The organism is Aquimarina sp. (assembly GCF_977115655.1).
This window is the reverse complement of record NZ_CDSBKO010000002.1, coordinates 70,650-92,220: the sequence shown is the minus strand read 5'-3', so window position 1 is coordinate 92,220 and position 21,571 is coordinate 70,650. Positions and strand designations below refer to the sequence as shown.

Sequence of the window (21,571 nt, the reverse complement as noted above, 5' to 3'; positions counted from 1 at the left end):
CTTGTTTTTGAGGGAATCCTTAAGAAATTAAAAACCCTCTGTGAGGGATTAAATCATTAAAAACAAAATAATATGTCTGCCAATACAACTTCTCAAAACCTAAAAAAAATTGTTCCCGAAGCAGAAGACTTTTTGCCTCTTTTAGGAACAGATTATGTAGAGCTTTATGTAGGTAATGCCAAACAAGCAGCCTATTACTACCAAACAGCATGGGGATTTCAAACCGTAGCTTATGCCGGATTAGAAACAGGACGCAAGGATAGTGTTTCTTATGTAATGCAACAAGACAAAATACGATTGGTACTTACCTCTCCTTTACAACCAGATGGGGACATTAACAATCATATAAATGCACATGGCGACGGGGTAAAAGTAATAGCCCTTTTGGTAGATGATGCAACAAAAAGTTATGAAGAAACTGTTAAGCGAGGCGCTAACCCCTACTTTGAGCCTAAAGTCGAAAAAGATGAAAATGGCAGCGTTGTTTTTTCGGGAATCCATACTTATGGAGAAACTGTTCACATATTTGTAGAAAGAAAAAATTATAAAGGAATCTTTTTACCTGGATATATGCCTGTGAATAAACAATACAAAACAGAATCTACAGGTTTAAAATTTATAGACCACATGGTAGGTAATGTTGGTTGGAACGAAATGAACAAATGGTGCGAGTTCTATGCCAAAGTAATGGGATTTGCTCAATTAGTATCTTTTGATGACAAAGATATTTCTACAGAGTATACTGCCTTGATGAGCAAAGTAATGAGCAATGGTAATGGACGAATCAAGTTCCCTATCAATGAACCTGCAGAAGGACGAAAAAAATCTCAAATCGAAGAATATATAGATTTCTATAAAGGTGCAGGAGTGCAACACATGGCCTTAGCTACAGATAACATTATAGAAACTGTTTCGACACTTCAAAATCGAGGGATAGAGTTTCTTACCGTACCTGCCAGTTATTATGAAACTGTTTTGGATCGAGTTGGAGAAATAGACGAAGACCTTGCTCCACTTAAAGAACTAGGAATCCTGATTGATCGCGATGATGAAGGATACTTACTTCAGATTTTTACCAAACCTGTTCTGGACAGACCAACTATGTTTTTTGAAATCATACAACGCAAAGGAGCACAATCCTTTGGGAAAGGTAATTTTAAAGCCCTGTTTGAAGCTATAGAGAGAGAACAAGAACAAAGAGGTACTCTGTAATCCTATTCCCTGTTTTTTACCCATTATTATACAGTTATAATAATAGATAAGTTAAAATGGTATAACGTATTTGTATCCCTTTAAAATATAAAGGCAGTCATAAATAATGCATTGCCGGACAATTCACTTTATAAAAAAGACTAAATGAAATTAGCAACCATAAAAAACAATACCCGGGACGGGCAATTAGTAGTAGTAAACAGAGATTTGACCAAGGCAATAAAAGTCCCTGAAATTTCTAAAACATTACAAGAAGCATTAGACGATTGGGACACTATCGCTCCTAAACTAGAACAAGTATACCAACAATTACAAAATAAAACAGCACTTAACTCTTTTGATTTTGACCCTACGCAGGCAATGGCAGCAATTCCAAGAGCCTATCATTGGGCAGATGGCAGCGCTTATGTAACCCATGTGGAGTTAGTAAGAAAAGCCAGAAATGCAGAATTGCCAGAGACATTCTGGACAGACCCTTTAATGTACATGGGGGCTTCAGATGCATTTATTGGGGCAAATGACGATATTAAAATCGAAAACGAAGAATGGGGAATAGATTTTGAATCCGAAGTAGCCGTAATCACAGATGATGTCCCTGCGGGAGTAAGTGTAAAAAATGCACAAAAACACATTAAACTTATAGCAATTATTAATGATGTTTCTTTACGAAATCTAATTCCAAACGAACTATCTAAACAATTTGGATTTTATCAATCAAAACCATGGACATCATTTGCTCCTGTAGTTGTTACCCCGGATGAGCTAGGCAGTGCTTGGAGTGACACCAAAGTTCATCTACCATTACTATCTGCGTTAAATTCTAAAATTATAGGTTCTCCTAATGCAGGAATTGATATGACATTTAATTTTGCACAATTAATAGCTCATGCAGCCAAAACAAGATCTTTGATGGCTGGATCTATAATTGGGTCAGGTACAGTAGCAAATCAAGGAAGCCCCAATGGTTCTAGCTGCTTAGCAGAGGTTCGATGCTTAGAAATTATAAAAGAAGGAAAAGCTTCTACTCCATTTATGAGTTTTGGGGATCGTATCGAAATAGAAATGAAGGACAAACAAGGAAACTCTATTTTTGGAAAAATAGATCAAGTTGTAAAATCATATAAACCTATCTGTTAAAGAACAAAAAGCACCTTTTTACTTAAAATACAAGTTCATTAAATTTTGAGAAAAATGTAATTTTTAAAGCAATCAATATAAATTTTTGTTAAAGCCAATAATAAAAAAACGTTTTCGTTTGATAATTATGCAAAAAAAGCTCATTTTTGCAAATATAGGTGGAGTGGTTACTACCTATATCTAAAACAATAATTATTCTCATAATTTAAGTTTTTAGTTGGTTAATAAAAGTAAAAAAGAGAGCTGTGGTGGCTCTCTTTTTGTTTATATTTTTAAATTTGATAACAATATTCATTTTTATCTCTTTGCATTAAATAGTACTTTTGGAATGGATATTGTAACTACATATCTAATTATATGTATGTTAAATTATAATAATGCCCTAAACTATGAAAAAGTATATCCTGATATTACTTTTAATAACAAGCACAATTTCTGTTATAGCACAGGAAAACCATAAAGCATTTGATTCTGGCGAATGGTTTAGATTCAGAATTCACTATGGATTGTTTACTGCAAGTTATGCTACACTCGAGATTAAAGATGAAAAACTTAATGGGATTCCTGTACACCACGTAGTAGGCATAGGTAAATCCTCTGGATTTTTAAGCGTATTTTTTAAAGTAGAAGATTACTATGAAACCTATATAGACAAAAATGAGGTTAAACCGTATCGGTTTATTCGAAAAATAAATGAAGGCGGGCACACCAAAGACATAGAAATTAACTTTGACCATCAAAAAAATGAAGCTTTGGTTTTTAATAAAAAACATAATACCAAAGAATCTTTTTCTGTAAAATCAGGTGTGCAAGACATGATGTCTTCATTTTATTATTTACGAAATAAAATCAACACATCTTCCTTAAAAAAAGGAGATGAGCAATATGTAAATATGTTTTTTGATAACGAAAACTATCCTTTTAAGTTAAAATTCCTGGGCAGAGAGGTTATTAATACAAAAATGGGTAAAATAGCCTGTTTAAAATTCAGACCATACGTTCAGGCAGACAGGATTTTTAAAGAAGAAGAAAGTATGACTGTTTGGGTAAGCGATGACGAAAACCGTATGCCTGTAAGAATAAAAGCAGATATATTAGTAGGTTCGATAAAAGCAGATTTAGACGCCTTTAAAGGACTTAAGCACCCGTTTAAAATTGTAGTAGATTAATGAATGACACTATAAAACCCGAGATTGCTGAAAAAATAAAGCAACTAGAAAAAAAATTTAAAAATTCTGGACAAGATTTGGGGTCTTATCTGGATGGACTACTTCATGACAGATATTTGACCTATTGGGATTATATTCATCTGGATACCTTGCTAAGTTTACAAATACCAAAAACACATTTTCCCGACGAAGAAATATTTATTACATATCATCAAATTACAGAACTCTATTTTAAATTAATCATCCATGAGTTAAAACAAATTGCAGATGATAAGCTGCAAAATGCAGAGTTTTTTACTACAAAAATCCATAGAATAAACCGGTATTTTGGAGTTCTAATCAGTTCTTTTGATGTAATGATTAAAGGGATGGACAAAGAACAGTTTCTTAAATACAGAATGTCTCTTCTGCCCGCCAGTGGTTTTCAATCAGTACAGTTTAGACTAATCGAAATTTACTCTACCCCGTTAACAAATCTGGTAAACACCAAAGAAAGAAGTTTGTTTTCAGAAAAAGACTCTCTAGAAGAAGTATTCGAACATTTATACTGGAAATCTGGTGCTACCGATAAAGAAACCGGAGAAAAAACACTTACTCTAAAACAGTTTGAATACCGATATACCCCAAGGATGATGCGTATTGCTCATCAAGTAAAAAAAAGTACTATTTATCATAAATATCTTGAACTACCAGAAAAAGAACAAAATAATGTGCACCTTATCGAAGCATTACGTATTTTTGACACTAATGTGAATATTAATTGGTTATTAATGCACATGGGTGCTGCCTATAGGTATCTCAATAAAGAGAAAGGAGAAGTTTTGGCTACAGGAGGAACAAACTGGAAAAAATTCTTACCTCCCAGTTTTCAGAAAATACAATTTTTTCCTACGCTTTGGAGTGAAGAAGAAAAAGAAAACTGGGGTCAGCAATGGGTTACTCATCAATTTAATACCGCAAAATAAAATAGTCGTCAGTTGAAACAATTTGGTCACCTACTACTTATAATGGTAGTATTATTTTCATGTAATACAGAAAAAAAAGAAGAAAAAGTTATCCTTCCCGAAATTACTAAAGCAGAAAAAAAACCTCCTGTAATAAAAGAGTTTGGTTATGTGCTAAATGATTTCAATGTTATAAAAGATACTATACGGCCAGGAGATAGTTTTGGGGCTATATTAGATACGCATGGAATAACCAGAGCAAAAGTTTTTGAAATAACCAATACCATTAAAGATACATTTAATGTAGCCAAGATCCAGGCCGGAAAACCATATATGCTTCTTAAAGCAAAAGACACCACAGAAGAAGCTCAGGTTTTTGTATACCAAAACAATAAAATAGAGTACACCGTAATAGATTTTAGAGATAGTATTATTGCCAAAAAAAACAAGAAATCCGTTAAACTTGTAGAAAAAACAGCCTCAGGAATCATTAATAGTAGTTTAATGCAAACTTTTGATGATATGGATCTTAATTTTTTGGTTGCATACAAAATGGCAGACATTTATGCATGGACTATAGATTTTACAAGACTACAAGCAGGAGATAAATTTAAGGTAATATATACCGAAAAATTTATTGATGATACAATTCCGGCAGGAATTGATAAAATCAAAGCATCCTATTTTGAACACAGAGGTAAACCGATCTATGCATTTAGATTTATGAATGATTCTATCCATAAAGTATCCGATTATTTTGATGACCAGGCAAATAACCTGCGAAGAGCATTTCTTACTGCTCCCGTAAAATTTAGCAGAATCTCTTCTCGATATAACCTTACACGCAGAATAAAATATTACGGCAACAAAGTAAGACCTCACAGAGGAACCGATTTTGCAGCACCCATTGGCACGCCTATATTAGCAACTTCAGATGGTATAGTAACCAAATCCGAACGTAAAGGAGGTAATGGAAAATATGTAAAAATAAGGCATAATGCTACCTACGATACACAATACCTGCACATGAGCAGGCAAGCAGTAAAAGTAGGACAATTTGTTAAACAAGGAGATGTTATAGGATATATTGGTATGACCGGTAATACAGGTGGTCCCCATGTATGCTATAGATTCTGGAAAAACGGCAAAGAAATAGATCCGTTCAAAGAAGATCTTCCTGCATCAAAACCACTACCCGACAGTCTTAGACCAGCATTTTATAACCAAATTGAGCCCTTAAAGACAGAATTGGACAACATTATTTTTAAACCGCAAAAACCAAGAGAAATTTTATAAACCATGACCTTACCAACTATTAACCCTACCACCACAAAAGCCTGGGATGCACTAAATACACATTACCAAAATATTAGAAATACCCATCTCAAAGACTTTTTTGCCCAACATCCGGAACGAGCAAAAGATTTTTCGGTTATATGGAAAGATTTTTATGTAGATTATTCTAAAAACAGAATAGATTCTACCACCAAAAAGTTGCTGTTGGATTTAGCCAAAGAAGTAAAACTTGATATAGCTATACAACATTATTTTAACGGAAACATCATTAATGAAACCGAAGACAGGGCAGTTATGCATACAGCACTTAGAGCCCCTTATACAAGTTCTGTACAAATTAATGGTAAAAATGTAATTCCGGAAATCACTGAAGTAAGAGACAAAATAAAAACCTTTAGCAATCAAATCATTTTGGGAGATCGCAAAGGATATACCAATAAGCCATTTACCGATATTGTAAATATTGGTATTGGAGGATCCGATCTTGGACCTGCAATGATCACAGAATCCTTGGCTTTTTACAAAAACCATCTTAATGTACATTTTATCTCTAATGTAGACGGGGACCATGTACATCAAAATCTGAAAAAATTAAATCCCGAAACCACCTTGTTTGTAGTAGTATCCAAAACTTTTTCTACACAAGAAACTTTATCCAATGCTACTACAGCAAGAAACTGGTTTACCAAAAATGCCCCAAAACAAGCAGTAAGCAAACATTTTGTAGCAGTATCGAGCAACATCCCCAATGTTACCAAATTCGGAATAACCGAAGAAAATATCTTTCCTCTGTGGGATTGGGTAGGCGGTCGTTTTTCGTTATGGAGTGCTGTTGGATTGTCCATAAGCCTGTCCATAGGTTTTGAAAATTTTGAAGCACTACTCGAAGGAGCTTATGAAATGGATCAACATTTTAAAAATACTCCTTTTGAAGAAAATATTCCGGTATTATTAGCAATGCTAAGTATATGGTATAATAATTTTTTTAAAGTAGAAAGCGAAGCAATAATACCATACTCTCAATACTTGCACAGGTTACCCGCATATCTGCAACAAGGTATTATGGAAAGTAACGGAAAAAGTATAGACCGTAACGGAAACCCTGTCTCTTATCAAACAGGAACTATTATCTGGGGAGAACCCGGAACAAATGCACAACACGCTTTTTTTCAGCTAATCCACCAGGGTACTAAACTAATTCCTTCAGAGTTTATAGGCTTTAAAAACCCTTTGTTTGGCGATCAGGAACATCAAGACAAGCTAATGGCAAACTTTTTTGCACAAACAGAAGCCCTTATGCACGGTAAAACAGAAAAAGAAGTAACAAAAGACTTAGCCTCTGAAAATCTATCTGCAGATAAAGTAAAACAACTAATCCCGTTTAAAGTTTTTGCAGGCAATAAACCCACCACCACTATCTTGATTGATAGCCTTACTCCTAAAAATCTGGGAGCATTAGTGTCGATGTATGAACAACGTATTTTTGTACAAGGAGCAGTGTGGAACATCTTTAGCTATGATCAATGGGGAGTAGAATTAGGCAAGCAATTGGCAACTTCTATATTATCTGAGATCAGTACCAAAAAAATTAAAGATCACGACTCTTCTACCAGTGCGCTTTTACAACGATATCTGGAAAAGAAACAATAAGCGGGTAAATAATTTATTGACCTTAAACTCGATTAATCTAAAATGCACCAATTTGAGTGAAATTCTGTTAAGAATTTTGTATCTAAAACCAACATTTCAGTATTATACCATTTTAACTTTGAAATAGTACTAATAAATTATTTCTTTTTCATCTATTCTTCGTTAAAAAATATAACCGTAACTACAGCTATGCTTGATACCAGATCAAGTCTGGCACAAGCTTTTTGCCTTGAATACTTAAAAAATAAATTCAATTTCTATACGCACGATTTCAAAGTTAAAATAGTATTATTTAAACCCAGCTAATCAACTCGGGCCAACCCCCTTTTTTTATAATTGTTGCAAAAGTTTATCAATTATTGGTTAATATTTTTTTGAGTGGCAACTTTTCGTTATTTTTAATTTATTAAAAATCAACACAATATATATAAAAACTAACTTTAAAACCATAATAAGAACCTGTTAAAAACTTAACATTAAGATAAGCTATGCATGCATAAAAATTTGTTCTTTTGCGAAGATTATTAATGCTATAAATTAATGTAAAACAGGATGCGATTTAAATAACCCATAGGCTACTACTATACAGCACATTTATTTTTTTTGCTAAAAGTTTTATAAAACAAACAAACAAACAATTAAACAACACACATGAAAAAGATTACATTTTTATTAGTTGTAATCCTTATGGCAATCGTTGGGGAGACGTTTGCACAGGGGGTAGTGACAGGAACGGTATTTGATACCGAATCAAATGCTCCATTACCGGGAGCAAATATTTTAGAAGCAGGGACTTCTAATGGAACTACAACAGACTTTGACGGAAAATTTTCTGTTAAAGTAAGCAATCTTACAGGCACGATTAATATTTCGTATGTAGGGTTTGGGTCTAAAAACATCGCTTTTGATGTAACTAATGGAGATCAGGATCTTGGGGCTATTAGCTTAGGATTTGATAATTCTTTAGAAGAAATTGTAATTGTAGGAGCAGGAATTGTCGACTTAGCAGAAGACAGAAAAACACCAATTGCGGTTTCGACAGTAAAAGGAGAAGAGATTCAACTTAAAGCTGCAGGTAACGTAGAATTTACTGAAACTATAAAAAATACTCCTTCAGTTTATGTTTCTAATCAAGCAGGAGGTTTTGGAGATAGTCAGATTTTCTTAAGAGGTTTTGATAATACCAATACAGCAATCTTATTAAACGGTCAGCCAATTAATAGCCCTGAAGATGGGCGAGTTTATTGGTCAAACTGGGCAGGAATGTCTGATGTTGCTAATGCTGTACAGGTTCAACGTGGTTTAGGATCCTCTAAGCTAGCCATTTCATCTGTAGGTGGTACCATAAACATTATTTCTAAGAGTACAGACCAAAAAGAAGGTGGATTTGTAAGATTATTAGGAGGTAATGATAGTTATGCCAAAGGTACTATTAGTTATAATACTGGATTAAGTGATAAAGGTTGGGCATTTTCAGTTTTAGTAGATCACTGGCAAGCACATAGAAAATATTCAGAAGGTACTGCTGGGCAAGGGCAAAACTATTTATTCTCTGTAGGATATAAACCAAATGAAAAAAATACTTTTAACTTTTTAATTACTGGTGCTCCACAATGGCATGACCAAAATTTCTCTCAAAACTTAGAAGTTTATGATGAATTTGGTTCAAAGCAAAATAGAAATTCAGGTTTCTTGGATGGGGAACGTTTTACAGAACGTAGAAACTATTATCACAAACCTGTTGCCAACCTAAACTGGGATTTTGACATTAACGAAAAATTAGATTTATCAACAGTACTTTATGCATCTTGGGGACGCGGTGGTGGTACAGGAGGTCTTGGTAGAGGTCGTGTTAGAGTTAATAATAACAATAATGATAATATAGATTTTGAACAAATAAGGATGAATAATATTGCTAGTGCTAATAATGGCATTGGAAATAATAGCGATTCATACCTTAGAAGATCTTCTGTTAACAACCATAACTGGTATGGACTACTTTCTAACTTAAATATCGAATTAGAAGAAAACTGGACATTTAATGTTGGTTTTGATGGTAGATTATATAGAGGAGATCACTTTTATCAAATTAATGATCTATTAGGTCTTACTGGATATAATGACAATTTCAGGAATGATAGACCAGCTGATTATGTGATTAACACAGAATTTGAAGCAAATCCATGGTCTGCATTATTTGATTATGCAGACGAAGCTGATCGTCTTCAGTTTGATTATTCAGAAAATATCAATTACTTAGGAGGATTTGGACAGGTAGAATACTCTACTAATAAGTTCGCTATGTTTGTTCAAGCGGCTGTATCTACCCAATCTTATCAAAGAGATGGTCGTTTTTCAGGTACTGAAAATGGATTAGGGAAATCTGAAAAATTAAATAAAATAGGATACAATATAAAAGGAGGGGTATCTTATAATATTACCGAAGAGCATTCCGTATTCGCTAATACAGGATTTTTCTCTCGTCAACCATTCTTAGATAATATTTTTGTTGATGTCAGAAATTCTAATAATATGGTAGAACCAGAAGTAGATAACGAAGAAATAACAAGTTTTGAAGCTGGATATCGCTTTAAAAATAATAATTTTAGATTAAACATTGATATTTATCAAACCGAATGGGCAAATCGTTTTTTATCATTTAACGGGCCTGAATTACAGCCAAGAGGAGATTTTACAACATTTAGATTAACCAATATTGCTCAAATCCACAAAGGACTTGAATTTGATTTGGAATATCGTCCTGATGGTGGAAGATGGAGATTAAAAGGATACGGTTCTATAGGTAACTGGAAATTCGATGGAAAAACCCCATTTACCTTAACAAACGATCAAACTACGACTATTATTGGTAGTGGAGAAATTGATCTAACAGAAACCAAAGTTGGTAATGCACCTCAAACTTCTTTTGGTGCAGGGATATATGTTGACATTTTAGATAATTTATCTTTTGATGCAGACTATAATGTTTATACAGATTTATATGGTTTTGTAGATCCTGAAGATGTTTTTAATGCACGTCAAAATGGAGAAGTTTATCAAGCTCCTAGATTACCATCTTATGATCTAGTTGATGCTGGTTTAACATATAAACTCAATCTTGGAGAAAATAAATTCACATTTAGAGGAAATGTTAAAAATGTATTTAATTCACCATATATTAATCAATTGGACTCTTTTGGTTACTTTTTAGGAATAGGAAGAACTTGGAATGCAAGTTTACGTTACAACTTCTAAGACATAAAAACTATATTTTTAAAAATCCTCGTTCAATAATCGAACGAGGATTTTTGCTTTTATACCAATTCCTTTCTAAAATGTCGTATTCCAGAATTAAATTACTTATCCACCACTAATCTAGAAGCTGTATATCCTTTATATAACGTAGGATTAGAAGATTTGAATCGTTTCATTAACCTGTCCAACCTTTTTAAAACCTGTGTTATTTCTTTAAATTGATCGTCCAGGCTTAAGGTAGCTACTTTAGATGCTATTTGAAAAGCTCTTGGTTTTTGTCTTTTTTCCAGAAAATTATTTACCAGGATTTTTACATCTTCGATCTCTTCCTGTGTTGCCCCGTACTCTTGCATTGCAGGCAAAGTATCTTCAGAAAGTTGGATCATAGCAAGTACTTTGGTTTCAAAGTCTTCATTAGGTAATTTAAAATAATCAGATGCAGTATTACTGGACCGGGATAGTAACTCTGCATTTTCGGTATCTTCTGCATACGATTCGATAGCATCATCAATAATATCCATTTTATCTGCAATTGTTTTTTTAATTTCACGTTGTGAACTTCCTATAAATACCTGAGCTTCATTTTGATCTTTAGCCGTTTTTTTGATTTCAGAAATAAGCTGTGCTAATCTATTTTTGGTTTCTCCAAAAATAGGAATGGTGTTCCATATAGCTGTATGCAAGTTTAAATGGTTATCGGTTGCTTGAGCCATTTCTAATCGATTGATTTGTGTCTGTTTCATAAATAAAGTAAATTTTAAAAGTTATTACTTTATGTTTAACAGTACAATAGTAAAGTATATTAGCTTCATTTTTCGGAACTTTGTATTTTTCACCCCATCTTTTTTACATTATTTTTAAACATTTTGTTATATCTTCTGGTACTTTAACCTTATATCTTAGGACTCTGAGGTTATTTCTTGGCTCTCCGACGAGGTTTCTCAGGACTCCTGCCTTATTTCCTGACTCTCCCGCGTTATTTCTGGGTACTCTCAGGTTTTTGATTATGCAACCTTTTACAGACCCCTATCTTTTAAGTTTTATTTGTGTAAATAAAACATAGTTTTAACATTTTGATTAAACGAATCATAAAAAAACGTATCTTGTTGTTATAATCATTTAATATTTTGGGCATGAAAAAAATTACATTAATGATTTTGTTAATGGCAAGTTTTGTTGCAATTGCAACAGCACAAACAACAATTAGTGGTAAAGTTGTAGACAATAATAGCAATCCTATACCAGGAGCTAATATTACTGTGAAAAACTCTTCTTTGGGAACAGTAACCGATTTTGATGGTCTTTTTTCTTTAACCATTGAGGAATCTCTTCCTTTTACAATAGAAGTAAGCAGTATAGGGTTTGAATCTTCTTCAACAAATATATCATCACAAGCCAAAGATTTAGTTATCGTATTAAAAGAGGGAACCGAACTCGATGAGGTGGTTATTTCTGCCTCCAGAACTCCAGAGCGTATTTTTGAATCACCTGTAAGTGTAGAACGGTTTGGGGTCAAAGAAATAAAAAGCACTCCTTCGGTAGACTTTTATGATGGATTAGAAAACCTAAAGGGAGTGGATATCAATACCAATAGCTTAACCTTTAAATCTATTAACACCAGGGGATTTGCTACGTTTTCAAACACAAGATTTGTTCAATTGGTAGACGGTATGGATAATACAGCTCCTGCTCTTAATTTTGTTTTGGGAAATTTATTGGGAATGACAGAGTTGGATGTAAATAGTGTAGAGTTATTACCAGGAGCATCCTCTGCATTGTATGGAGCAAATGCCTTTAACGGGATTTTGTTTATGACAAGCAAAAACCCATTTGATCATTCAGGTATAAGTGCATATTTTAAAGGCGGGATCACCTCACAAGAAGCTGCGGGGGACAATGAATTTTATGATTATGGGATAAGAATTGCACATAAGTTTTCAGATAAGTTTGCTGCAAAAACAAATTTTTCTTACTTAAGAGGTACAGACTGGTTTGCATCTAACAGAATTAATCTGTTAAATACAAATACAGATAGATCAGATCCTAATTATGATGGCTTAAATGTGTATGGTGATGAGGTTAGCACAAATATTAGAGGTGTTGGAGTGGCTTTGGTAAATCTAGGGGTTTTGCCCGCAGGAGCAGAAAACTTACTGCCAAATCAAAGTGTTAGCAGAACGGGGTATGATGAGCAGGATTTAAACGAGTACAAAGCAGAAAGCATAAAATTTGATGCAGCAATGCATTACAGGCCATTTGCAAATGATTTTGAGATTATTTATAACGGAAAAATAGGAAAAGGAACCACAATTTATCAAGGAGCAAACCGATATTCGATACGTAATTTTTTCTTGCAACAACATAAGTTAGAGTTCAAAAACAACAACTTTTTTATAAGGGGGTATTTGACAGATGAGGATGCAGGGGACTCCTATGATACAAGATTTACAGGTATAAATATTAATAGAAAATGGAAAAATGATCAAACATGGTTTGGTCAGTATGCAGGAGCATTTGTAAAGGCAACTTTGGGCGGGCAATTGCCAGAACAAGCACATATTCTTGCAAGGCAAGCTGCAGATACAGGCAGGCTATTACCGGGAACACCCGGTTTTGAACAAGCTTTTGAAGAGGTTACCAATGATCCCAGTCTTGCCACAGGATCAAAATTTCAGGACGCAACCCAATTAAGGCATGTAGATGCCAATTATAATTTTACACATATAGCAGGGGATTTTGCTGATATACAAGTAGGGGGCTCTTTTAGAGAATATAAACTAAACTCTTCGGGTACAATTTTTACTGATTTTGATGGTCCTATTCGGTATGGTGAGTATGGTATATATACTCAGATTCAGAAAAAATTGATGGAAGAAAAGTTAAAATTAACCGGATCTGTTCGTTATGACAAGTCAGAATTATTTGATGGTAACTTATCACCAAGATTATCTGTTGGCTATACACTGGGTGCAGAAAAAAATCATAATATTCGTGCTTCTGTACAAACAGGTTTCAGAAATCCAACCACACAGGATTTATATATAGGATTAAATGTAGGAAGAGCAATATTGGTAGGCTCTGCAGAAGATAATCTGGACAGGGATGTCAGAACTTTTGATGTAAGCGGAAACGGTCAAAATCTTATAGGTTCTGGTTCGGTTACTATTACGGGCAGAGATGCCTACGAAAACTCTTTTTCGGTAAACTCTGTGCGAAACGGAACCCCGGAAGCGTCGGACGCAAACATAGTAAAACCAGAAAAAATTACCGCATTCGAGGTAGGATATCGTGGTAAAGTAAGCAAATTTATTATTGATTTAAGCGGGTATTATAACCAGTATAAAGATTTTATATCTACAGAAAATGTATTAGTGCCGTTGTATGGTAAAGTAGGAGATGGAACATTGTCTTTGTTGGCTTTGCAGAATGATGATGTCGAGGTGTATCAGGCATATACAAACTCAGATATAGATATTAAATCCTTTGGGGGTACTATAGGTGTAAATACCAAAATACCGGGAGATTTTGATTTGGGAGTTAATTATACCTATTCAAAACAAGATTTTGACAAAAATAAAGATCCGGATTTCAGAACCGAATTTAATACCCCGGAGCATAAAGTAAAAGCTACTTTTGGGCACACAGATCTGTTTAAAAACTTTGGTTTTAATACAAGCTACAGATGGAGTGATAGTTATTTCTGGGAAGCCTCGTTTGGAGATGGGGATATACCTTCTTTTTTTGTCATCGATGCACAAATAAATTATAAGATCCCAAAATTGAAAGCTACTCTTAAAGTTGGGGGAACAAACCTTGGAGGGGATGAATATTTTACAGCTTTTGGAACAGGATATATAGGATCCCAGTACTATATAGGTTTGTCTATAAATAATTTATAACTAATTATTAATTATAGTAAAAGAAATATGAAAAATATAAATACTCAATATAAATGGTTAATACTCCTGCTAATTTTTGGGTGTATTGCTTGCGAATCAGATGACGATAAAACTGCAACAACAGGTGCAGAAGTAGTAATTACAGCAGGAAACGCGGATTTTTCAAAGTACGTTTCTCTAGGAAACTCACTAACAGCAGGATTTACAGACGGAGCTCTGTTTATTGCCGGTCAAGAAAATTCAATATCCAATATTTTGGCACAACAATTTGCTTTGGCAGGAGGAGGAGAGTTTAAACAGCCTTTGATGAATGATAATATTGGAGGGGCACTTTTGGGAGGAACCCGGATCTTAAACCCAAGGTTCTTTTTTGACGGAGCTAAACCAAGTATTCTTAATGGTGTGCCAACTACCGAAATTACAACTCCGGTAACAGGACCATTTAACAATATGGGGATTCCCGGGGCAAAGAGTTTTCACTTACTTGCTCAAGGTTATGGAAACGTAGCGGGATTGGGTACAACACCACCCACAGCAAACCCCTATTTTGCAAGAATGGCATCTGCTGCCACAGCCTCTGTTATTGGGGATGCAATGGCACAAAAACCAACTTTTTTTTCACTATGGATAGGTAATAACGATGTTTTAGGATATGCATTGTCTGGTGCAGAATCAGACCCGGGTAAATCAGATCCAATTACAGATATAACCCTGTTTACCCAGGCATATAATACCCTGGTTACAACATTAACTTCTGGAGGAGCAAAAGGAGTGGTGTTTAACATACCAGATGTAACGTCCATACCACATTTTACAACTGTACCTTATAACCCTGTTCCTTTGGATGCAACAACGGCAAATTTGCTAAACGGATCTTATGCGGCGTATAATGGAGGTATAGTACAAGCCTTTGCTTTTTTGGTTGGCCAAAATATAATGTCACAAGAAGCTGCAGATAAAGAAATAGCGCAAAGAAAAATTAGTTTTACAGAAGGAAAAGGAAATGCTGTGGTTATTTTGGATGAATACCTAACTGATTTGACATCAATAAACCCGGCTTTGATAAGTATAAGGCAAGCTACTGTAAAAGACCTTTTGGTATTACCTGCAAGCAGTTTTATAGGGACTTTGGCAGACCCACAAAATCCTTTGTCGGTAAATGGGGTAGCTATTCCTTTGGCAGATAAATGGGTGTTGACACCCCGGGAACAAAAAGAGATTAAAGATGCAACGTCTGCATTTAATGCCGTTATTGAGGCAGCATATAAACAAGCAGATCTGGCTTTTGTAGATGCAAATACAATTCTTAAAGAAGCTTCTGTAAATGGAGTGAAATTTGATGAATTTTTGTTGAAAGGCAACTTGGTTTTTGGAGGAGCATTTTCATTAGACGGGGTTCATCCTACTGCAAGAGGCTATGCTTTTTTGGCAAATAAAGCAATGGAATCTATAAATGCTAAATATGGATCTAATTTGCCTATGGTGCAAGCAAAAAATTATCCTACTTTTTATTCAGCTACTTTACAATAACACCAATCATAGTATAAAAAACCTGTTTGAAAATTTTTCAAACAGGTTTTGTCTATTTTGGTACAAGTAGAAAAAAATTACTCTACTGTTACTGATTTTGCAAGGTTTCTTGGCTGATCTACATTTTTACCCAACATTACTGCTATGTGATATGACAATAATTGCAATGGTATAGTGGTAAGAAGAGGAGTTAAAAACTCTACTGTTTCAGGAACTTCAATTACATGATCTGCCAGATTTTTAACAGTTTCATCACCTGTTGTAACAATGGCAATAATTTTACCTTTTCTGGATTTAATTTCCTGGATATTGCTTACTACCTTGTCATAGTGACCTTTTTTGGTAGCGATTACCACTACAGGCATTTGCTCGTCGATCAAAGCAATTGGCCCGTGCTTCATTTCTGCTGCCGGATATCCTTCTGCATGAATATAGGATATTTCTTTTAACTTTAGAGCCCCTTCTAATGCCACAGGAAAATTGAACCCTCTGCCTAAATATAAAGCATTTTTTGCTCCTTTGTAAGTGTCGGCAATAAACTTAATGTGCTCATTAGACTCTAATGCTTGTTTTACTTTTTCAGGGATTCTTTCCAATTCTTGTAAATAATAATGAAAATCACTGTTAGGAATTGTTCCTTTTCGTTCAGCTAGTTTTAATGCAATCAAGGATAAAACTGTAATCTGAGTAGTAAATGCTTTGGTTGAAGCAACTCCTATTTCTGGTCCTGCATGAGTATATGCTCCTGCATGGGTTTCTCTGGAAATTGAAGACCCTACCACATTACATACCCCAAAAACAAAAGCTCCGTTTTCTTTAGCCAACTTAATAGCTGCCATAGTATCTGCTGTTTCTCCACTTTGCGATATTGCAATAACCACATCGTCTTGATGAATCACAGGGTTTCGATATCTAAATTCTGAAGCATATTCTACCTCTACAGGTATACGAACCAGTTCTTCAAAAATATACTCTGCCACCAAACCAGCATGCCAGGATGTACCACAAGCAATAATAATAATACGCTTTGCGTTTAAAAGTTTTGCAAGGTTATCATCGATTCCTGCCATTTTTATTATTCCTTCTGCTACTCGTATTCTTCCTCTGTAAGTATCACTAATAGCATTGGGCTGCTCATAGATTTCTTTAAGCATAAAGTGGTCATAACCTCCTTTTTCTATTTGCTCAAGGTTGATTTGTAATTCCTGCAAATATGGATCTACGGGTTTGTCGTTTTTAATATTTCTTACTTTAACCCCTTTTGTTCTGCTTACAATAGCCATTTCGCCATCCTCTAAGTAGATTGCATTATTTGTATACTCTATAAAAGGAGAGGCATCAGAGGCAATAAAAAATTCATCTTCACCCACACCAATTGCAAGCGGGCTGCCTAATCTTGCAACAACAATTTCATCTGGTTTTTGTTTGTCAAAAACTGCTATTGCATAAGCGCCTATCGTTTGATTTAATGCAATCTGAACGGCTTTGCCCAGTTTTACGTTTTCTTTGGTCTTTACATCCTCAATCAGGTTTACCAATATCTCTGTATCTGTATCTGAGGTAAACGTATACCCTCTATTTGATAATTCCTTTTTAAGAGATTCATAGTTTTCGATAATCCCATTATGGATTATAACAAGGTTTCCAGAGTTAGAATAATGAGGATGAGAATTTACATCGTTAGGTACTCCATGGGTTGCCCATCTGGTATGTCCTATTCCAATAGTTCCTTTTGTAGGAATTTCTTTTACTAATCTTTCTTCAAGATCTGCAACTTTACCTTTTGTTTTGGATAACTTTATATCCGTACCATCATAAAGAGCGATTCCTGCAGAATCATACCCTCTGTACTCTAATCTTTTTAACCCTTTTAACACAATTGGATAGGCTTCTCTATGCCCAATGTACCCTACAATTCCGCACATGACTTAAGTTTTTAAAATGTTATTAGTTTTTTTTTGACGCTGTATAAAAAATATCAAGTTTTAAACGTTTCTCTTCGGGAACATTTTCTGTATTTCCATATAAAATAGTTCCTTCATGTGAAATTATTGATGAGGAGGGGATAATCTCATCTTTAAAAGGGGGATTTTCATTTTTTACTATGCCAATTGCGCTTGTTGTTACGTTTACATTTTGAGATACCGATACTCCCAACCTAATGTTTTCTGTTTTTTCATCTTTTAAAAGATTAATAATGTGTCGGGTAAGTCTTATTTTATAAAAATCCCCTATATCATCAGAACCTCTGTTGATTCTTCCTAAATGGCTAAGAATAGAATTTACAGGAGATTCTTCATTAAGTAATTGAAAACTTGCATCAGATGCATAATCTGCAAGAACAGAACCTGTTTTTTCATTAAAAACAAATATTCTTTCCGGTTCTGTTGCTCCTCCGGATGTCAATGCGCTTTGGTTTACATAAAATGTAAGAATAGCATCATTAATCAACCAATTTTGTGTTCTTAAAAAATCTAATTCAGTTTTATCTTTATCTGTTGGGTTTTGTGGGGTTGGTATAAAAATCGGGTTTCCATTTTGATCTAAGATAAAGTTTCCATTTTCGTCTGTATCCACATATCTATTGAACAAATCAACTATTGCGTATGCACCATCTCCTCCTTTAAGATATAAATCGGGCTCTCCATTAACTTTATCCTGATTATCTGGTTTAAGATTATTAACAATATCTGCCTTAAAATTAGTATTTATAGAATTAACAATATTATTGGCAAAAGACAGCTCTAGCGTTTTTTGTTCTCTTATTGCAGGTGTTCCTGCTCCAGAAGTATAATAAAGAGTTATTCTCCCTTGGCTCATATCAAAAAGAACCATGTTTCCTGAAGTACCAGATGGTTCTGCTTTAAAATATATTCCTCTGAAATAATTAAAGAAATTGTTTGAATTACTTAATTCTGAGCTACCTTGTTTATCTATAAACTGTGTTTTAAAACTATCTTTAACAGCATCAGAAAATTTAACCCTTAACGCTGGTTTTGCTTTGGTAACGTCTGGATCTGTGTTCTCATCACTCCCATCAGGACCAAGTAAGGTTATTTCTGAAGAGGACGGCACAAAAGACTCATTTGTATACAACAAACTTTTTTCTACTTCAGAACTAAAGTTGGTTATTACATCATCAGAATAGTATAGTTGTCTGTTATTAGACAAAGGGTCAAAATCCCTTAAAAAGTAGTTGGACTGGTATATGGATAATTTAAATGGTTGTGTGCCATAAATAGAATCTAACCGGTATGTTTTTGTGGTTATATTATTATTGGTTACTGTGCTTGTTTCTTTACTAAAATAAGGTAAATTAAGAACCACACTATCCAGTACGGGCGCTTCTCCAAAATTAGGGTTGTCGACCCCTGATCGCACTTGCGATAATATACTATACACAGATTGCCCATAAGCCGGGTCATCATAAACCCCTAGTAAGTTAGCATGGTTAATGAGCTGATTGTTGGCGCCTACTTGTCGAACCAACCTACTGGTCTGGACTCTTTCTAGTTTTTTGCTGTATGCTACAGGTATGGCAATATATTGGCTGTCTTTAAAATTAACATCCCCTATAATTTCACTACCAACAGAATTAAAATCATTATCACAGGATAAAAAAGTAAAAACAACAACTACTATAGTTGTTATTTTAATAAAAATGTTCATCAATTTCATAAATAGTTTTCATCGTTTTGCTTATACTAATACTTCCGTTTTGTAGAAAGCTTCATAAGCTTCGGCAAATTCATCTGGTTTTTTATATTCTAAAACTGGTTGGCTGATCTTTTTTAAATGTTCTACAAGTTCTGTGGGGATTTCTTCTGAACCTACAATTACGGCATCAGAGTTATCTACAGCAACTTTCATAAGATTACTGTATGTTGGCTTTGCTAAATCGCTAATCTTTTCTTCGGCTATACCATCAAACTTTACTTTTGCCATCATATCCTTATCTAATGTTCCATCAAAACCACAATCATATACAGAGGTTACAATTTTGCTTTGACCAAAAAGAGGTTCATTGGCATAATAATTTTTTAGGTATAATGGCAGAAGAGAAGCCAGCCAACCATGCACATGTATCACATCTGGGGACCAGTTTAACTTCTTTACTGTTTCAATAACTCCTTTTGCAAAAAAGATCGCACGCTCGTCATTATCAGGAAATAATTTTCCTTCTTCATCTGTTAAAGTTGCTTTTCGTTTAAAATAATCTTCATTATCAATAAAATATACTTGCATTCTTTCTTTAGGAATAGAGGCAACTTTAATGATTAAAGGCATATCTAAATCGTTAATTACTAAATTCATGCCAGAAAGCCGGATTACTTCGTGTAATTGGTGTCTTCTTTCATTGATATTCCCATATCTTGGCATAAAAATTCTTATTTGTCCTCCTTTGCTGTTTACCATTCTTGGTGCTTCAAAAGACATAGATGAAATTTCAGTCTCTGGCAGGTAAGGTATTACTTCTGATGATACGTACAATATCCTCTTATCTTTCATATATATCGATACTTTTATCGTCCTCCTTTTGGAATTAATTTTGCAAAATTACGAAAATTTATGCAGTCTGCCAGTAATATCTTATTTTTGCACGCTTTATAAGTTTATATACCAATGCGGGTACACGAAAAAAGACGAGATATATTAGTAGATGTTGCATCTATTAAAAAAAACAAGAAAACCATTGGGTTTGTCCCTACTATGGGAGCATTGCACCGTGGGCACCTTGCTTTGGTAGAAAGAGCATTAAAAGAAAATGACAAGGTAATAGTTAGCATTTTTGTAAATCCCACACAGTTTAACAACAATGCAGATTTGACTAATTATCCCCGTACTTTGGATTCTGATATCGGGCTTTTATCTGGTTTGTCCAAAAATATAATTGTGTTTGCTCCCACACCTAAAGAGATATATGGAGATAAAATGCTATCTACGAATTACAATTTTAATGGGTTAGAGCATGAAATGGAAGGTAAATTTAGAGAAGGACATTTTGATGGAGTGGGGACTGTACTAAAACATTTTTTTACAATTGTAGACCCGGATAAAGCATATTTTGGAGAAAAAGATTTCCAGCAACTTCAAATTGTTAAAAAGTTGGTTGAAATTGAAAAAATGACAGTACAAATTATTGGCTGTCCTATCTATAGAGAAGAAAATGGTTTGGCGTTAAGTTCCAGAAACAAAAGGCTTAACACAAAACAGCTTGAAGCATCCCCATTTATTTATACAGTTCTTAAACAGGTCAAAAAAGACTTTGGCACAAAAAGTGTTACTAACTTAAATAGCTGGGTATTAGATCAGTTTAAAAACCACGGAGAATTAAAACTGGAATATTTTGAAATTGCTAAGGTTTCGGATCTAAAATCCATAAAAAGAAAACAAAGACATACAAAATACAGAGCTTTTATAGCTGTATTTGCAGGAGAAATAAGACTTATTGATAACATTGCCCTAAATTAAAAATAAC

At 34.2% G+C, this 21,571-nt stretch carries 14 protein-coding genes; 10 read left to right on the top strand and 4 right to left on the bottom strand.

Annotated features, from left to right (window positions below; genetic code table 11):
* Nucleotides 1-72: 72 nt before the first annotated feature.
* From hppD to ACZIYX_RS01765, 7 genes are all read left to right on the top strand, one after another.
* Complete coding sequence (gene hppD, locus ACZIYX_RS01795; RefSeq protein WP_462680476.1) at nucleotides 73-1,212, top strand: 4-hydroxyphenylpyruvate dioxygenase; 1,140 nt, start codon at nucleotides 73-75, stop codon at nucleotides 1,210-1,212.
* 144 nt (nucleotides 1,213-1,356) lie between these two features.
* Nucleotides 1,357-2,349 carry a fumarylacetoacetate hydrolase family protein gene (locus tag ACZIYX_RS01790; RefSeq protein WP_462680475.1) on the top strand — a complete coding sequence of 331 codons (993 nt, stop codon included), beginning with the start codon at nucleotides 1,357-1,359 and terminating at the stop codon, nucleotides 2,347-2,349.
* A gap of 389 nt (nucleotides 2,350-2,738) precedes the next feature.
* On the top strand, nucleotides 2,739-3,518 hold the full coding sequence (locus tag ACZIYX_RS01785; protein ID WP_462680474.1) for a DUF3108 domain-containing protein: 780 nt from the start codon (nucleotides 2,739-2,741) through the stop codon (nucleotides 3,516-3,518).
* A complete protein-coding gene (locus ACZIYX_RS01780; RefSeq protein ID WP_462680473.1) occupies nucleotides 3,518-4,483 on the top strand; it encodes a tryptophan 2,3-dioxygenase family protein in 966 nt (321 codons plus the stop codon). The genes ACZIYX_RS01785 and ACZIYX_RS01780 overlap by 1 nt, the downstream gene beginning before the upstream one ends.
* Before the next feature lie 12 nt (nucleotides 4,484-4,495).
* On the top strand, nucleotides 4,496-5,758 hold the full coding sequence (locus ACZIYX_RS01775; protein WP_462680472.1) for a peptidoglycan DD-metalloendopeptidase family protein: 1,263 nt from the start codon (nucleotides 4,496-4,498) through the stop codon (nucleotides 5,756-5,758).
* Nucleotides 5,759-5,761: 3 nt separating this feature from the next.
* Nucleotides 5,762-7,408 carry a glucose-6-phosphate isomerase gene (pgi, locus tag ACZIYX_RS01770; RefSeq protein ID WP_462680471.1) on the top strand — a complete coding sequence of 549 codons (1,647 nt, stop codon included), beginning with the start codon at nucleotides 5,762-5,764 and terminating at the stop codon, nucleotides 7,406-7,408.
* Between the two features lie 651 nt (nucleotides 7,409-8,059).
* The gene (locus tag ACZIYX_RS01765) at nucleotides 8,060-10,663 is read left to right on the top strand and encodes a TonB-dependent receptor (RefSeq protein WP_462680470.1); all 2,604 of its coding nucleotides are present in this window, start codon (nucleotides 8,060-8,062) and stop codon (nucleotides 10,661-10,663) included.
* Nucleotides 10,664-10,764: 101 nt separating this feature from the next.
* Here the strand turns inward: ACZIYX_RS01765 and ACZIYX_RS01760 are convergent, their stop codons facing one another.
* Nucleotides 10,765-11,406, bottom strand: coding sequence for a hypothetical protein (locus ACZIYX_RS01760; protein ID WP_462680469.1), 642 nt, complete (start codon nucleotides 11,404-11,406; stop codon nucleotides 10,765-10,767).
* Nucleotides 11,407-11,796: 390 nt separating this feature from the next.
* On the opposite strand from ACZIYX_RS01760, the gene ACZIYX_RS01755 reads away from it, so the two are divergent.
* Nucleotides 11,797-14,562 (top strand): TonB-dependent receptor, encoded by a 2,766-nt coding sequence (locus ACZIYX_RS01755; protein WP_462680468.1) that lies wholly within the window; start codon nucleotides 11,797-11,799, stop codon nucleotides 14,560-14,562.
* 27 nt (nucleotides 14,563-14,589) lie between these two features.
* Nucleotides 14,590-16,092: a G-D-S-L family lipolytic protein gene (locus ACZIYX_RS01750; RefSeq protein ID WP_462680467.1), complete on the top strand. Its 1,503-nt coding sequence runs from the start codon at nucleotides 14,590-14,592 to the stop codon at nucleotides 16,090-16,092.
* Between the two features lie 77 nt (nucleotides 16,093-16,169).
* Here the strand turns inward: ACZIYX_RS01750 and glmS are convergent, their stop codons facing one another.
* The 3 genes from glmS to ACZIYX_RS01735 are packed head-to-tail and all read right to left on the bottom strand — an operon-like array spanning nucleotide 16,170 to nucleotide 20,601.
* Nucleotides 16,170-18,017: a glutamine--fructose-6-phosphate transaminase (isomerizing) gene (gene glmS / locus ACZIYX_RS01745; protein WP_462680466.1), complete on the bottom strand. Its 1,848-nt coding sequence runs from the start codon at nucleotides 18,015-18,017 to the stop codon at nucleotides 16,170-16,172.
* A 22-nt stretch (nucleotides 18,018-18,039) separates the two neighbouring features.
* Entirely contained in the window at nucleotides 18,040-19,770 is a 1,731-nt protein-coding gene (locus tag ACZIYX_RS01740; RefSeq protein WP_462680465.1) for a DUF4270 domain-containing protein, read from the bottom strand.
* 21 nt (nucleotides 19,771-19,791) lie between these two features.
* The gene (locus ACZIYX_RS01735; RefSeq protein WP_462680464.1) at nucleotides 19,792-20,601 is read right to left on the bottom strand and encodes a glycogen/starch synthase; all 810 of its coding nucleotides are present in this window, start codon (nucleotides 20,599-20,601) and stop codon (nucleotides 19,792-19,794) included.
* A gap of 114 nt (nucleotides 20,602-20,715) precedes the next feature.
* On the opposite strand from ACZIYX_RS01735, the gene panC reads away from it, so the two are divergent.
* Nucleotides 20,716-21,564, top strand: a complete 849-nt coding sequence (gene panC, locus ACZIYX_RS01730; protein ID WP_462680463.1) for a pantoate--beta-alanine ligase — start codon at nucleotides 20,716-20,718, stop codon at nucleotides 21,562-21,564.
* The last annotated feature ends 7 nt before the right edge of the window (nucleotides 21,565-21,571 follow it).